At 54.7% G+C, this 13,938-nt stretch carries 16 protein-coding genes; 5 read left to right on the plus strand and 11 right to left on the minus strand.

Annotated elements, in window-relative coordinates; all coding sequences use genetic code 11:
• Window positions 1–16: 16 nt before the first annotated feature.
• Window positions 17–598: a cysteine dioxygenase family protein gene (locus IEW12_RS07330; protein ID WP_188565266.1), complete on the minus strand. Its 582-nt coding sequence runs from the start codon at window positions 596–598 to the stop codon at window positions 17–19.
• 367 nt (window positions 599–965) lie between these two features.
• On the opposite strand from IEW12_RS07330, the gene IEW12_RS07335 reads away from it, so the two are divergent.
• Both IEW12_RS07335 and IEW12_RS07340 read left to right on the plus strand, forming a co-directional pair.
• The gene (locus IEW12_RS07335) at window positions 966–1,124 is read left to right on the plus strand and encodes a hypothetical protein (protein ID WP_188565267.1); all 159 of its coding nucleotides are present in this window, start codon (window positions 966–968) and stop codon (window positions 1,122–1,124) included.
• Window positions 1,125–1,232: 108 nt separating this feature from the next.
• The gene (locus IEW12_RS07340) at window positions 1,233–1,568 is read left to right on the plus strand and encodes a putative quinol monooxygenase (protein WP_188565268.1); all 336 of its coding nucleotides are present in this window, start codon (window positions 1,233–1,235) and stop codon (window positions 1,566–1,568) included.
• 66 nt (window positions 1,569–1,634) lie between these two features.
• Here the strand turns inward: IEW12_RS07340 and IEW12_RS07345 are convergent, their stop codons facing one another.
• The 7 genes from IEW12_RS07345 to IEW12_RS07375 all read right to left on the minus strand — a co-directional run bounded on the left by IEW12_RS07345 (window position 1,635) and on the right by IEW12_RS07375 (window position 8,365).
• Window positions 1,635–2,957, minus strand: coding sequence for an extracellular catalytic domain type 1 short-chain-length polyhydroxyalkanoate depolymerase (locus IEW12_RS07345; protein ID WP_188565269.1), 1,323 nt, complete (start codon window positions 2,955–2,957; stop codon window positions 1,635–1,637).
• Window positions 2,958–2,975: 18 nt separating this feature from the next.
• Window positions 2,976–3,389, minus strand: a complete 414-nt coding sequence (locus IEW12_RS07350) for a ribbon-helix-helix domain-containing protein (RefSeq protein WP_188565270.1) — start codon at window positions 3,387–3,389, stop codon at window positions 2,976–2,978.
• Between the two features lie 57 nt (window positions 3,390–3,446).
• Window positions 3,447–3,719: a hypothetical protein gene (locus IEW12_RS07355; protein WP_188565739.1), complete on the minus strand. Its 273-nt coding sequence runs from the start codon at window positions 3,717–3,719 to the stop codon at window positions 3,447–3,449.
• Window positions 3,700–5,250, minus strand: coding sequence for an acyl-CoA synthetase (locus IEW12_RS07360; RefSeq protein WP_188565271.1), 1,551 nt, complete (start codon window positions 5,248–5,250; stop codon window positions 3,700–3,702). The genes IEW12_RS07355 and IEW12_RS07360 overlap by 20 nt, the downstream gene beginning before the upstream one ends.
• 94 nt (window positions 5,251–5,344) lie before the next feature.
• Window positions 5,345–5,665 carry an AtuA-related protein gene (locus IEW12_RS07365; protein WP_188565272.1) on the minus strand — a complete coding sequence of 107 codons (321 nt, stop codon included), beginning with the start codon at window positions 5,663–5,665 and terminating at the stop codon, window positions 5,345–5,347.
• Between the two features lies 1 nt (window position 5,666).
• Window positions 5,667–7,022 (minus strand): acyclic terpene utilization AtuA family protein, encoded by a 1,356-nt coding sequence (locus tag IEW12_RS07370; protein ID WP_188565273.1) that lies wholly within the window; start codon window positions 7,020–7,022, stop codon window positions 5,667–5,669.
• Window positions 7,023–7,066: 44 nt separating this feature from the next.
• Window positions 7,067–8,365, minus strand: coding sequence for a CitMHS family transporter (locus IEW12_RS07375; protein WP_188565274.1), 1,299 nt, complete (start codon window positions 8,363–8,365; stop codon window positions 7,067–7,069).
• Window positions 8,366–8,497: 132 nt separating this feature from the next.
• On the opposite strand from IEW12_RS07375, the gene IEW12_RS07380 reads away from it, so the two are divergent.
• Window positions 8,498–9,439, plus strand: a complete 942-nt coding sequence (locus IEW12_RS07380; RefSeq protein WP_188565275.1) for a LysR family transcriptional regulator — start codon at window positions 8,498–8,500, stop codon at window positions 9,437–9,439.
• Between the two features lie 102 nt (window positions 9,440–9,541).
• Here IEW12_RS07380 and IEW12_RS07385 read toward each other — a convergent pair whose 3' ends face one another.
• Together IEW12_RS07385 and IEW12_RS07390 are read right to left on the minus strand one after the other, a co-directional pair.
• The gene (locus tag IEW12_RS07385; protein ID WP_229750972.1) at window positions 9,542–9,976 is read right to left on the minus strand and encodes a DUF2846 domain-containing protein; all 435 of its coding nucleotides are present in this window, start codon (window positions 9,974–9,976) and stop codon (window positions 9,542–9,544) included.
• Window positions 9,977–9,994: 18 nt separating this feature from the next.
• On the minus strand, window positions 9,995–10,387 hold the full coding sequence (locus IEW12_RS07390; RefSeq protein ID WP_188565277.1) for a hypothetical protein: 393 nt from the start codon (window positions 10,385–10,387) through the stop codon (window positions 9,995–9,997).
• A gap of 247 nt (window positions 10,388–10,634) precedes the next feature.
• Here IEW12_RS07390 and IEW12_RS07395 point away from each other — a divergent pair, with 247 nt between their 5' ends.
• Complete coding sequence (locus tag IEW12_RS07395) at window positions 10,635–11,708, plus strand: AI-2E family transporter (RefSeq protein ID WP_188565278.1); 1,074 nt, start codon at window positions 10,635–10,637, stop codon at window positions 11,706–11,708.
• A 108-nt stretch (window positions 11,709–11,816) separates the two neighbouring features.
• Window positions 11,817–12,386: a surface-adhesin E family protein gene (locus tag IEW12_RS07400; protein WP_188565279.1), complete on the plus strand. Its 570-nt coding sequence runs from the start codon at window positions 11,817–11,819 to the stop codon at window positions 12,384–12,386.
• 93 nt (window positions 12,387–12,479) lie between these two features.
• Here IEW12_RS07400 and IEW12_RS07405 read toward each other — a convergent pair whose 3' ends face one another.
• A complete protein-coding gene (locus tag IEW12_RS07405) occupies window positions 12,480–13,934 on the minus strand; it encodes an efflux transporter outer membrane subunit (RefSeq protein ID WP_188565280.1) in 1,455 nt (484 codons plus the stop codon).
• Window positions 13,935–13,938 lie beyond the last annotated feature (4 nt).

Below are 13,938 nucleotides of genomic sequence, written 5' to 3' on the forward strand. Positions count from 1 at the left end.
ATTCAATTCGATCAATTCAATTCGGTTGGGTGTAGCCGGAAATAAAAGGCTTGCTGCTTCCATCTTCGTAGAAAACAGCGCGCTGTACTTCGCCTATGTTGGCGCCATATACGTGGATACTAATGGAGACCCGGTCTGCATAGGCATTGCTGACCTGATGGATATCGCCAATCGAAGGAGAGACAGCTTCCACCTGGCCCGGTTCCAGGCGCACCACATCGCCATCGCGCTGCATGGCGCCGTTGTCTGCACGCCGGTAGCCCTGCGACAGCTCAGCACCGCGCAGCATCCCTATCAAACCCCAGACAGTGTGATTGTGTATCGGTGTCTTCTGTCCCGGCCCCCAGACAAAGCTGACCACGGAAAAACGCCCGGCAGGATCGGCGTGCAGCAGGAACTGCTGATACCTTGCAGGATCGGGCCTTGCCTGGGATTCGGGCAGCCAGTCATCCTCGGCCAGCAAGCAGCGCAGCAAGACACTCCCCTTTTCTATAATCAAAGCCTCTGCAGCCTGCTGCTCCAGCAAGCAAGAAAAAGAATCAACAAAATCGTGCAGGCGATTTTTTATCTGGGAAGCTGGCTCTGCAGTATTCGGCATGGCATATCCATTGGTTAATCAGATAGAGGGCACCACAATAACAAGCTACAAGCGATCTTCAAAGCAGCTTATATCATAAGCAAAGACGAATTTTGCTTTTGCAGATTCGCCCCGATTTCAGTCGGACAAAGTCAGTTGGGCCTAAAAAATTATCGTTCCTGTCAAGCTGATACTTTATACAGTTTAGGTAAAATTACTTACTCACACAAATTGTGATCAAGATTGTGGATAACTCAGTTTTACGCTATCTATCTTGTTGATAAATAAGGGAATTGCATTTCTGATTAAATTTAAGGCAAAGGATTGCGCGAAATAGCATTTTGAACATTTTGCACAATACCGGGCTGCCAAAATTTGCAGGAACAGCATGGATCGTATCACCCATTTTGCCGGCATTGGCGTTGCGGACGGATATGCGCAAGCTTGCAGCCAATGCGGTCCGTCACCCCTGTTTTATTCTATTGCGGAGATATTGTCACGCCATCCCGGCATGCTCGCGAACAATGCCCGAATCCCCACAGAATAATAGAATTAGGCAAGCAAGAAATAAGATTGTGTATTCACCAAATGTGATCGCTATCCTACACTGGCCTCCACTATCCATCCATGCCGGATGGTATTCCAGGAGCCTGCCATGCCTATCACCAAGATTATGTTTGTTCGCGCTAAAAGCGGCTACGAAGAAACGCTGGGCAGCCTGCTGCTGACCCTGGTGCAGCCATCTCGTTTGGAAAGCGCATGCTTGGGCTATGACCTGCATCGCGCGACAGAGGATCCGGCGCTGTGGTTCATTTACCAGAACTGGAATTCAGAAGAAGCATTCAACGCCTACATGAAGAAGGCGGTAGTGCGGGCATGTCTGCGCGATGCCAGGCACATGGTAGAGGCCAGCATGAATCTGCATCCGTTCAAGATGGTATCGCAACCTGCAAGCAGCTATATTGACAATGACCACGCTTTGGCTGCCTGATCGGAAAGCCTGTGGAAAAAGTAATCGAGAAAGTGAAATGAAGCCTTAGTGGCGGAAGGAAATTGCTCAGGCAATTTGAGCGTCCAGGCTATCCGCGCGCAAATCAGGGTGGGGATGGGTGGAAAAGAAACGCATCATTTCCCTGGTCGCGTCTGGGCCTTTCGGGTCCGTATAGCTACCGCGCTGGCTGCCGCCAGACCACGCGTGGCCGGCGCCGTGCACCAGCCATTGTTCCGCAACAGGCTTGCCGTCCGGCCCGTTATGAATGGTACGCGTATAGGCATGACCCTGTGCGACCCTGCCGCTCTCAACTTCCACCGTATCATTGGCGATAGGGTTTTCTGCCAATCCGGTCACATGCTGTTCAATGATGTGATCGCTATTGCGCGGGCTCACCGTACTGTCATTGTCGCCATGGAAGACAATAACGGGAATCTGTTGCAAGCGCTGTTCTGCCTTGCCCAGGTGATGCCCCCTGCCCTTCATCGCAGACAGCGCCGACGGCAAATCTTGTGCCGCGGCATAAGGCAGGCCGGAATGGATGCCCACAGCCGCATATAGATCTGGATAGGTAGACCCCATGATCACCGACATGGCGCCGCCGGCGGACATGCCTGCGATAAAAACCTGACGCGGATCAATCGCATACTGATCGATAATCTCACGCGTAATGCCGGCAATGATAGATGGCTCGCCCTGATCACGCTGCTGGTCCATTGCATGGAACCAGTTCCAGCATTTGGAGCCGTTGGCCGCTTGCGATTGCGCAGGATAGGCGACGAAGCAAGGCTGCTCTCCTGCGATGCCGTTCATGCGTGTGCCGGCAGCAAAATCATCCGGATTTTGCGTGCAGCCATGCAGCATCACGACCAGCGGCAAGGGCTGCCCGTGGTAGTCGCCGGGAATATACAGCTTGTAGCTGCGCGTGCCTGCATCATTGGTATAAGAGGCTTCGATAAAACGGCCGCCGTCTTGCTGTCCTTCGGCATCTTGTTCTTCAAGGTCGGCGGGTGCAGCGGGCGCATCAGACAAGGTGCCGAGCTGGCCCCAGCTTTCGTCAAACGGAGACGGAATGCTAAGACCGCCAAACAGTTTTGGGAAAAAATTGGGAATAGCCGGTCTCTGTCGCTCCGCCAGCGGCGGCACGGTTTGTGGCGAAACAAGCTTCGCCGGTAAGTCGATATTACGCATGCTTGGGGGATTTTCCTTGAAATTTGTGTTGCCGGCATTTTCATTGCCATCTTTGCGCGTGTTGGACGCGCGCTCAGCAGCAGGCAGCATGGCCTGCAATGCTTTTTGTATGGCCAGAGTAGCTGCACTGGGACTCTTGCTGCGCAAGATGCGGCTTGCGAACTTCATCGGCGCAAACATGTCCTGATTGATTTTCATGAAAATCCTTTCCAGCAGCTATAAGATGCGTTCAGCGAGAGCTTCCTTTACAGCGGGGCTTGCGTGCAAAACTCCTAAAACGACGACGGTATCAATCGTGGCCAGCGCCAGTTCCGGTGTCACATCCGAACCTATACTGGCCATGCCCAGAATATGTATCTGCAAGCGCTGGTTGGCAGCCTGCACCGCCTCCAGATCAGCGCGCGAGTAATAATGCAAACCAAGAACCAGGCTCTTGCGCAAGATGGTCTGCTTGATGACCTCTGCGTGCGTGCTCAACTGGTTCCTGATCGCCGTGCGTATCAGGTCTGTCCGGTTGGAATAAAAGCCTTCCTGTACCAGCAAATCAATCTGGCCCAAATCTATGAGCCCCATATTGATCGTTATTTTTTCCGTTTCTATGGGCTTGGCCCGTGTTGCCACAACTGTCATATATTTTGTCTCCGGATATTATTTTAGAATCCAACTACCATCCATGTGGATGGTATATTAGTGGAATACCACTCCTTTACAAGGTTCCAGAAGCAATAATTGCCCATGTTTAATTTTTAAACGTGCGGTTATCGCCCATTCTTGCAGCAAAGGAAATTCTTTTAAAGGATAGGCAAGTATGGAAGGCCACTGAGGGACTTCTGCAGCGATGGCGGGATGGGCGCCAACGCAAAGCGTAGAGACAGAATCGGTAGGAGTAATGGGGCCGCCAGCCCATTGCAATTTGCCTGGGCCGGCCATTGCGTCGACATCAAATTTTTCTGTTGGCACTTTCCCAGTAAGGGGCGCGTAACTTGCGCTTGAAGATTTTTCCCGAATCCTCCCTGGGCAGGGTATCGGCAAATTTGATCAGCTTGGGCACTTTGAACTTGGCCAGGTGTTGCGCCAATTGGGCACGTATCTCATCCGCGCTGAGTGAAGCCGCATTTTCTTCTCGCTGCACATAAGCGCATAGCTGCTCACCAAACTCCTGGTCGGGGATGCCAAATACGGCGCAGTCCTTGACACCGGGAATGCCAAGCAACACCGCCTCTATCTCCGCCGGATAAATATTTACGCCACCTGAGATGACCATATCGTTCTTCCTGTCGCTCAAAAACAGATAGCCATCCTCGTCCAGCCATCCCATATCGCCGACAGTCACAAAACCATTGCGGCCCGCCGCCTGCCGTTTGTCTGCCTGTTTGTGATAGGTGAAATCCGGCATATGGGCAATATGCACATATACATCGCCGACTGCGCCGGGCGGCAGGTCCCGGCCTTCGTCGTCAAAGATTTTGATCCTGGCGCCGGGAATGGGCTTGCCTACCGTGCCGGGCTTGCTGAGCGCGTCGGCGGAAGTATTGCGCGCGATCAGGCCGGTCTCCGTGGAGCCGTAATATTCACTGATGACAGGCCCCCACCAGGCAATCATTGCCTGCTTCAGCGCTGGCGGACAAGGTGCGGCGCCATGCACGACGTCCTTCAATGAGCTGAGGTCGTACTTATGCTTTATCTCTTCAGGCAATTGCAGCAGGCGATAAAACATCGTCGGTACTATATGCATGTGCGTGATGCGATGCTGCTCTATCAGCGCCAGCATTTGCTCGGGATCGAAGCGCTCCTGCAAGACGATATTGGAACCCAGCCGTGCCGAGGTAATGCCGTAACTGTTCGGCGCCGAGTGATACATGGGGCCGTTCATCAGGACCCACATGGGCTGATCGGTCGTCAGGCCATAGGCTGCCGAGGTCGCGGCGCTCATGATGGCAAAGCGTTCCGCATTCAGCGGATTGCGGCGCACGCCCTTGGGTTTTCCGGTAGTGCCGGATGTGTAGATCATCACGCCGCGCATATCGGGCGGCGGCGATGTCCGTGCAGTGTAATTCGCAATCCAGTCATCCCATAGGACGGCCGCAGGCGGCAGGTCCGTGGCGCTGGCGCTCGCTTTGTACGCGCGCAAAATCTCGGGCGGGGTAGGCGCGAACAGCACCGTGATATGTGCAGGTACGCCGGCAGCGACTGCGGGCCATAAATCCGTATGCACGACCAGCACCTTGGCGGATGAATCGCTCAGTACATATTCCGCTTCGGCGGCGGTCGCATGCCAGTTGATCGGCGTCGCATAGGCTCCTATCATGCTGGCCGCCAGAGATGCCTCGAAAAACGCAAAGTCATTCCGCATCAGCAATGCCACGACATCGTCTTCACCTATACCAAGTTGCGCGAACCCGGTGGCAGCCTGGGCTGCACGCTGCGTGATATCGCTGATCAGGCGCTGCCGGTCACCGGCGAGAATACGGGGTGGTGTAATGTCGTTCATTGGATAGTCTCGTTTTATTATCAGCACCTCCAGAAATTACCGGGCGCTGCTTAGGTCAATGACTTACTTTACACCATTTTTCTTCCACTGCGCTTTAAGGCGATTCAGGCGGTTCCGGCAGCTCTATATCCAGTATCGCCGAGCTCAGGCATTTGCCATGCGCATCCAGTGCCAGCGAGCGCGTCACTCCTCCGCCCAGCGCTTTCTCCATCACAAAGTTCAATGCACCCAGCGCAGGCAGGCTGTAGCGCCTGACCTCACCCTGCGCAACACCGGCGAAGTGCAGTTTGACGCGCGCAGGTGTCAGAAAACTTTCCAGCAATGCGAAGTCCTTGCTGTCGTAAGCGATGACGGAGATGTTCGAGATATCCCCTTTGTCACCAGCACGGGAGTGGGCCAGTTCTCGTAATTTCATTTTATGCCTCCAGTATCTGGATTGTCGGCTTGACCTGCCCGCGCGGCAGATAAGTGGACAGCACAGCAACCACGTCTTTCGCCGATTTTGTAGCGCCGCCCCCGCCAGCCGGGCCGCAGGTATACAAAGCCTCAACCTCATTACCGACGCGCCGCGCCGCCTGCAATGTTGAAGAACGCCCTGCTACCCGCAGCCGCACTTCATACGGCTCCGCGGCGCCAGCGGCATCCGATAAATTCCGGCCATGGATAGCATTGACGCCTATCAGCTCACTGCGCAACTCATCCAGTGACTCACCCAGCCTTTGACCAACCAGTTGCAAACGCTGCTCGACAATGTCCAGGGCCAACTGTGCTCGCGTCAGCGCACCGGGGCCGGCATACGATATCTGCCCTTCGCCGATATAGCTATCGACGTAGCCCAGCGATACCTTCAGTGCATCCGGCCTGGCGCGGCCGCTGGCGCCGCTGACACGTACCCGATCCGGGCCTAGCTGCTCCATGCTGACCTGGCTGAAATCTGCAACAACATCCGGCGTCATATAGGCGCTGGGGTCGTGGATTTCGTACAGCAATTGCTCCTTGCAGGTGGCCAGGCTGACCAGCCCGCCGGATCCTGCCACCTTGGTAATCACCGCGCTGCCATCCTCTGCAACTTCGGCCAGAGGAAAACCCAGCCTGGCGAGATTAGCCACATCCTTGAAACCGGGATCGGCAAAATAACCGCCGGTAATCTGTCCTGCGCATTCCAGCAAATGCCCTACCAGCGTGCCCTGCCCCAGCCTGTGCCAATCATCCATGGCCCAGCCAAATTCATGGATCAAGGGCGCCAGCACCAGTGCCGGATCCGCTACCCTGCCGGTAATAACAACGTCCGCACCTTGCGCCAATGCGTCGACCAGGGGCTGCGCGCCCAAGTAGGCGTTGGCGGACAACAGCTTGCTGCCCAGCGCGCTGACCGGACTGCCGTTGTCGTCAAGGTAGTCTCCCTGCATCACCTGCTGCAACACATCATCGCCACCGACTGCTGCTACCTTCAGCCCGGTCAAACCCAGCGCAGCGGCGATTTCACGCACCTTGGCCGCAGCAGCAAGAGGATGGGCCGCGCCCATATTAGTGATGATGCGTATCCCCTTTTCACTGCACAGGCGCAACACCGCGTGCATGCGGTCTTCCAGCAAGGGGTCGTAGCCAAGCTCGGGATTTTTCATTTTGCTTTGCTGCGCAACTGCAATCGTGCGTTCGGCCAGACATTCAAAGATCAGGTAGTCGATATCCCCTTTCTCTGCCAACTCTATCGCCGGTTCTATGCGGTCGCCTGAATAACCGGCACCTGCGCCAATTTTGATATGTTTCATTGCAACTCCTTCCAGCGTCTATTTCTTTACCTGCACCGCATCCGCTAGATAGGGAAAATTCCCAGCAGCACGCAAGTGATGGTCATCACGATCGATGCGCCAAACAAGTATTTAAATGTGTACTTCTGATGGTCGGCCAATTCTATGCCGGCCAGCCCGGCAACCAGGAAAGTTGCGGGCGTCAGCGGACTGACCGGAAAGCCGGTCGTCATCTGCCCCAGCAATGCCGCCTGCGCCACTTGTATCGGTTGCACACCGAGTATCTTGCTGACCTCAGCCACGACCGGCAGCACACCGAAGTAAAACGAATCCGGATCGAACAGCAGCGACAGCGGCATCGACAGCAAACCCAATGCAAAAGGAATGTGCGAAGCCATTTCCGGCGGCACGAAGGCCACCGCAGTCTTCGCCATCGCGGTCAGCATGCCGGATTTGCTCATGATGCCGGTAAATACACCGGCCGCAAACAGGATGCCTGCCATCAGCAAGGCCGCCTTCGCATGCGCATCGACACGAGCGCGCTGCATGTCTACATTCGGATAGTTGATCATCAACGCCAGCACCACGCCTATCATGAACATCACGACAGGATCGATCTTGCCGCTGATCATGGTGCCCAGTACGAACACCGTCAGTACGATATTGATCCAGAAATTTTTGGGCCGGCGTATGGATTTCTGCTCCTCTGTCAGCTCATGGCTATGCGAGAAACCTTGCGGCGCGCCCTTGGTCAGGCCCAGCCTGATCTCTTCCTTGCGGCCCAGCAGATAAGACACCGTGAAGACAAAGATCAGGCCAACCACCTGCACCGGTATCAGCGGCATAAAGATGTCACTGACCGGAATATGCAGCGCGGCCGAAGCCCTTATCATCGGCCCGGTCCAAGGCAGGAAATTGACACCGGCTGCCAGCGAGGCTACGCAAGCCAGAACCCTTTTGTCTATGCCCAGACGTGTGTACAGCGGCAGCATCGCCGGTATCGTCACCAGGAAGGTGACTGCTCCGGAGCCATCCAGGTGGATCAGCAGCGCCAGCAAAGCCGTGCCGGGTACGATGCGCGTGGGCCGGCTGCCGACTATGCGCAAGATGCCACTGATGACCGGATCCAGCATGCCGGCATCGGTGACAATGCCGAAAAACAGGATAGCAAACACAAACATGCCTGCCACTGGCGCAATGCTGGTGATGCCGGCAACAATGAATTTTGAGGTTTCCATGCCGAAACCGCCTATCAGCGCGGCAAGGATGGGGATGGCAATCAATGCCACCAGCGGCGACATTTTTTTGGTAAGTATCGCCGCCAGCAGCACGACGATCGTGATAAAGCCGAGTAAAGCCAGCATTCTTGTCTCCTGGTTGTTTTTTTGTCCGCCACTTTGTTGAATATTTGCAGCGGTAATTTATTCTGGGCCAGTCAATTAATTTAGTAAAATGGTAATTTACGATAAATTAATCTGTTTTTCAGATGAATCTAGATGAGCGCAAATATCTCCACCCGCCTGCTATACGCCTTCCTGGCACTGGATGAACTGAAGCACTTCACCCGTGCTGCAGAGCGCTGCCATGTGTCGCAATCCGCTTTCAGCGTGATGATCCAGAAACTGGAGGCTGCAGTAGGTGCGCGCCTGTTTGAACGCGATACGCGCAACGTCACGCTGACGCCGGAGGGCAAGCTGTTTGCCGACGTGGCGCGCTCCCTGATCGCGGAGATAGAATCAGCCTTTGCCGATATGACAGAGTATGTGGAAAAACGTCGCGGCAGGGTTGCCATCGCGGCGCTGCCATCGCTGGCGGCAAATGGTCTGCCGGCTGTGATCGCCGCTTACAAGAAACTCTTCCCCGGCGTCACTGTCACCTTGCATGACGTACTATCAGACCAATGCCTGGCTTTGCTCAGGCAGGGCAAGGCCGATCTGGCGCTCACCGCGCCCGGGCCAAACGTGCAGGAATTTGAAGCCAGCACCTTGTGCAGCGACCCGTTTTACCTGGTTTGCCGGCGAGACCACAAGCTGGCGAAGAAACGCCGCATCCAACTGAGTGACCTGGCGGGTTGCGAGCTGATACACCTGGCGCGCTCCACCAGCGTCCGACAGCACGTGGACAAGCTGCTGGCAGATGTAGCTACCATCCATACCGGTCTGGAAGCGGAGCATCTGGCCACGGTGGCAGGCCTGGTGGAGCAAGGACTGGGAGTGTCGCTGGTACCGGAGCTTACCTTGTTCCAATTCCGCCAGTTGAATCTGGTCGCGATACCGGTAGAAACCGAAGGGCTTGTCCGCCCTATCCTGATCGTCAAGCGCAAGAGCGAGAGCCTGTCCATTGCGGCACAGGCTATGCAGGACATGATCATCAAAGAATTAGGCGAAAATCGCGCTACAGATCAAGGCAGCAAAAAAACCAGGTATAGGCAGGTATAAGCAGGCATAGGCAGGTACAAGCGGCAGCGCAACCGCACACGACAAAATAAAACGGGAGGCCTAAAGCCTCCCGTTATTTGTATTCCAGAGCGAAATTAGCGTTTATTTCGTAGTAGCCGTGCCAGTGTAGCTCAGGTCTGGCAATTCTTTTTTCGCCTCTTCGGCGTTGGCCAATTCAGGGATGATACGGCCAACCATGATGCCGAAGCTAGGGCTGGTTTTCACATATTTGACTTCGCCTTTTTCCAGGGTAAAGGTCAGCTTTTTTTCCACTTCTGTACTGGTGGCGACTTCATGATTGCCGATATTGCTATCGACGAAGAAAAATCCGCCCGGCTTGGAATCACCTACCTTTTGCCCATCCAGCGTAATCGAAGGCTGTATCGCCGCGCCGAACATGCTGGAACTACGGAAGAAATAAATACGGCCCTTATCAGCCTGCAATGCGGGAATACTCGATTCCATATCTTTGTGCTTGACGCCTGAAGCACAGCCTGTCAAGGCGATTGCTATGCTCAATACTGTTGCGAGTTTCATGAAACGCATTGGTTATTCCTATTGATGAAAGGTGAATGAAATTTTTTGGTCCAACGGCGAAAAACCGTGCTCGACCGGCAAATAAAAACCCGTCAGATAGTCGCTGGCGACCACCAGATAGGCCTCATGTACATGTGCTCCTTCGAGCGTAAATACATCCTGATAAGCGCGATACACGTCGCCTTGCGCTACTGTGCCCGCAAAGCGCCATTGGCTTCCTGCCTTCAATGTGCGCGTATAACCCGTGGGTAGCCGTATTTCTACCTGCTTATCGAGCTTAATCACGTGCGGGGAAGCATCGGACGCAAGCGGAGCAAAATTTGAAGGTGCGTAGGTCACATTGCTGGCGCAACCCGCCAGCAAAAGCAGACTGAAAGCAAAAACTCTTGTTGCTGTTGGTAATATGGCCATTTTTTATTTTCAAACCCAAATGTTTCAGTTCACAGTGGACTGAATGACAATTGACATTTTGCCAGCTCAAAATAAAATTGTCAATATAATAATTTCCAAATCGCAACAATAGTAAATTCTAATAATTGACTCTATTTCCTGCTTGCACTGCGTTAGCTGGCACACAAGATTTGTGCGCTGCATGCGGTAAGATGCAGGCATATCCAGTTCATGGATGAAATCATAACAATCACTCTCAGGAAGAAATATGCTCGGTTTCGATATTCGCGTTGCCAAGATCACATGGACGGTATTCCTGGTCGCCTTCCTGCTGTTCGTCACTTACATGATTTCGTCTACCTTGCTGGTAGTCGTGTTCTCCATTTTCTTCAGCTATCTGGTCTACCCGCTGATACAACTGGTGGAACGCTATCGGCCGGCACGGGTTTCGCGCACGGCTTCCATTGCACTGGTGTTTGTGCTGGTGATCGTGATTGTCAGCGTTGCAGGCTCTATCTTCGGCGCGCAAATCCAGGACCAGGCAATCAAGCTGAGTCAGCAAATCCCCGCGCTGCTGGATGCAAAGAACGTCTCAGACCGCATCCCCCTGCCGGACTTCATGGAGCCTCTGCGCCAGCGCGTACTGGACTTCATCAGCAGCCAGGTGCAAAGCAATGCCGATCAGGCGATGCCGCTGGCGCGCAATTTCGGCCTCAGCGTCATGCATGCGGCCAGCAATCTGATCTACCTGATCCTGGTGCCGGTGTTGAGCTTTTTACTGATCAAGGAAGCGCCTTCCATCCGTGAAGAACTGCTGTCCTGGCTGAACCATGCGAACCAGCGCATGTGGTCCGGCATCATCAAGGATATGGATGTGCTGTTGTCCAAGTATGTACGGGCATTGCTGCTGTTGTCGATTGCGACGCTTATCAGCTATGGCATCGCTTTTTCAGTCCTGGGTGTGCCTTATCCCCTGCTGCTGGCGGGCATCGCCGCGGTACTGGAATTCATCCCGTTTGCCGGACCGCTGGCAGCAGTCGCCATCGCGCTGGCGGTGTCTGCCTTCAGCGGCTATCCACACCTGCTGTGGCTGCTCGGTTTTATCTTTGCTTACCGCATGTTCCAGGACTATGTGCTGAACCCGATATTGATGAGCGAAGGCGTCGAGGTCAGCCCCTTGCTGGTGATAATAGGCTTGCTGGCTGGTGATCAGTTGGGCGGCGTAGTCGGCATCTTCCTGTCGGTGCCCGTGATTGCGGCCTTGAAAATCATCTTCGTCCGGGCCAGCGCGGCGCGGCGCGAAGCGCTCCTGATGCAACAGCGGGAAATCATTCAGGAATGAAGGCAGGGCTACAGAAGTGGCTTTTTTACACTTGCTTACACCAATTAATCCTGCAACTGGAACTCAGGCCTGCTATATTCGTCTAAATTTTTTTAAACAGAATTGCATATGAAGAAATCAATACTCGCCATCGCACTGATCGCTGCTATCGCAGTTCCCGCAGTTTCCTATACTGCCAACGCTGCAAGCAAGGAAACCAAACCCGCAGCTAAACCGGCAGCGAGCAGCGCCAGCGCTGCTGCCAGCACGGCAAGTAGTGCCAGTGCAAGCAGCTCGGCAACAACGGCGAATGCCGTGGGCCCCAGCGGCCGGCCGGCAGATTGGCGTGTGCTAAACACCGACAATAATACGGAAATGAGCGTCGATGCGGCTTCAATCCGGCAGATAGGCAGCATGCGCGAAGTATGGGCGATGTGGAACTTCAAGGAAGCCAGGGAAAACAAGGGGGATCCGACTTTCCCGGCACTGAAGTCCTACCAGGACATGTACATCGTGAATTGTGAAGAAAAAACCATGCGTCTCAGCCGGGAAATCATCTACGCTGGAAATTACGGCACTGGCGACAAGCGCGACCATTCCGACGCCTTGACCAATATGAGCTATGAAAAGCCGGTACTGGATTCTGTAGCAGAAGCGATGGTCCAGGAAGTGTGCAAGTTCAAGATTCAAAGGCGATAAGCAAACTAATTTGAATATGGCAGCAATAAAGAAAAAGCCGGTTCCCAAAACAGGAACCGGCTTTTTTATTGGCTAGAGCCAGAGGCTGGGAGCTTATTTCGCCGCCAGGCTTTCAGGCTTGTCCCAACCACCGCCGACAGCCTTGTACAGGCTGACGACTGCTGCCAGATGCGCGCGCTTGGTGTCGATCAGGCTGGATTGTGCCTGCAGCAGATCACGCTGCGCATTCAGCACTTCCAGGCTGCTGCTGTAACCGTTGTCGTAACGCAGTTGCGCCAGACGCAGGCTATCCTTCAATGCAGCAACGCGACGCGTGGTCGAGTCCATGATCTTTTCATCGGAGGACATATTCGTCAGCGCATCATGCACGTCGCGGAAAGCGCCTTGCACTGTTTGCACATATTGCGCCAGCGCCTGGTTCTTGCGCGCTTCCGCACCCTGCACTACCGCACCGATGGCGCCGGCACGGAAGATAGGTTGCACCAGGTTGGCACCAAGGTTCCACAACAGCGAAGCAGGATCAACCAGATCATGGAAGGCTGAGGATTCATAGCCATAGCCCGATGTCAATTTCACGGTAGGGAAGTACTGTGATTTTGCCTGGCCGATATCGGCGTTAGCTGCCGCCAGCGATTGTTCCGCAGCCAGGATATCTGGACGGCGGTTGATCAGGTCGGATGGCAGGTCCGCCGGCACTACCAGTTGCTGATACAAATCATCCAGCGATGTGCCGCGTGCAATGACAGGATTGATCACCGCGCCAGGCGCACGGCCCAGCAGCACTGCCAGTGAAGATTCCGTCAGCGCCCGCCCTTGCAGAGCTTGCTCCAGCACGACTTCAGTCGATGCTGCCTCAGACTCGGCCTGATGCAGATCCAGCTCGCCGATAGAACCGGCAGAGAAGCGCTTCTGTTGCAGGCGCAGGTTTTCCTGGCGTGTCTGCAAGGTCGTTTGCGCCAGCGTTACCTGTGCATCGTAGGCACGCAGTGCAAAGTAGCTTTGGGCCACATTGGAATACAGCGTGGTCAACACCGTGCCGCGATTGGCTTCCTGCGACAACAGGCGTGAACGCGCTGCTTCATCGGCCCGGCGCAGCTTGCCCCAGAAGTCAACTTCATAGGATGCGGTCAGGCCCAGTTGGTAATCCTGGTTGATCAGCGGCGCGCCAGCCGGCAACTTGCCGGAATTGGCACTGGTCCGCGCCTTGGCACCATTCAGGTAACCATCTACCGATGGATACTTGTTGGAATTGGTGCCCGCCGCTACTGCGCGTGCTTCCTCGATGCGGCCTGCAGCCAGCACCAGATCCTGGCTATTGGCTGCGGCTTCGTCCAGCAAGCCGTTCAACACCGGATCCTGGAAGGACTTCCACCACTGCAGCAGATCTACCGCTGCAGTTTGCCTGGAGGTCGCAACCGTACCCAGTGTTGCCGGAGTATCCAGTGCAGGCCGCTTGTAGTCGGGACCGACCGACATACAGCCCGCCAGCAACATGCTGGCAGCCAGCACGGTCAACGGCAATTTTAAAAATGGCGTAGAGAATGTCATATGC

It is taken from the genome of Parundibacterium terreum (assembly GCF_014636315.1).
In the GTDB taxonomy this organism is placed as follows: Bacteria; Pseudomonadota; Gammaproteobacteria; order Burkholderiales; family Burkholderiaceae_D; genus Undibacterium; species Undibacterium terreum.

Coding starts and splice junctions, on each gene's coding strand:
- IEW12_RS07330 (WP_188565266.1), bottom strand. CDS start 598: ATGCCGAATACTGCAGAGCCAGCTTCCCAGATAAAAAATCGCCTGCAC.
- IEW12_RS07385 (WP_229750972.1), bottom strand. CDS start 9,976: ATGAAACTCGCAACAGTATTGAGCATAGCAATCGCCTTGACAGGCTGT.
- IEW12_RS07370 (WP_188565273.1), bottom strand. CDS start 7,022: ATGAAACATATCAAAATTGGCGCAGGTGCCGGTTATTCAGGCGACCGC.
- IEW12_RS07400 (WP_188565279.1), top strand. CDS start 11,817: ATGAAGAAATCAATACTCGCCATCGCACTGATCGCTGCTATCGCAGTT.
- IEW12_RS07350 (WP_188565270.1), bottom strand. CDS start 3,389: ATGACAGTTGTGGCAACACGGGCCAAGCCCATAGAAACGGAAAAAATA.
- IEW12_RS07375 (WP_188565274.1), bottom strand. CDS start 8,365: ATGCTGGCTTTACTCGGCTTTATCACGATCGTCGTGCTGCTGGCGGCG.
- IEW12_RS07340 (WP_188565268.1), top strand. CDS start 1,233: ATGCCTATCACCAAGATTATGTTTGTTCGCGCTAAAAGCGGCTACGAA.
- IEW12_RS07405 (WP_188565280.1), bottom strand. CDS start 13,934: ATGACATTCTCTACGCCATTTTTAAAATTGCCGTTGACCGTGCTGGCT.
- IEW12_RS07335 (WP_188565267.1), top strand. CDS start 966: ATGGATCGTATCACCCATTTTGCCGGCATTGGCGTTGCGGACGGATAT.
- IEW12_RS07360 (WP_188565271.1), bottom strand. CDS start 5,250: ATGAACGACATTACACCACCCCGTATTCTCGCCGGTGACCGGCAGCGC.
- IEW12_RS07380 (WP_188565275.1), top strand. CDS start 8,498: ATGAGCGCAAATATCTCCACCCGCCTGCTATACGCCTTCCTGGCACTG.
- IEW12_RS07365 (WP_188565272.1), bottom strand. CDS start 5,665: ATGAAATTACGAGAACTGGCCCACTCCCGTGCTGGTGACAAAGGGGAT.
- IEW12_RS07345 (WP_188565269.1), bottom strand. CDS start 2,957: ATGAAAATCAATCAGGACATGTTTGCGCCGATGAAGTTCGCAAGCCGC.
- IEW12_RS07395 (WP_188565278.1), top strand. CDS start 10,635: ATGCTCGGTTTCGATATTCGCGTTGCCAAGATCACATGGACGGTATTC.
- IEW12_RS07390 (WP_188565277.1), bottom strand. CDS start 10,387: ATGGCCATATTACCAACAGCAACAAGAGTTTTTGCTTTCAGTCTGCTT.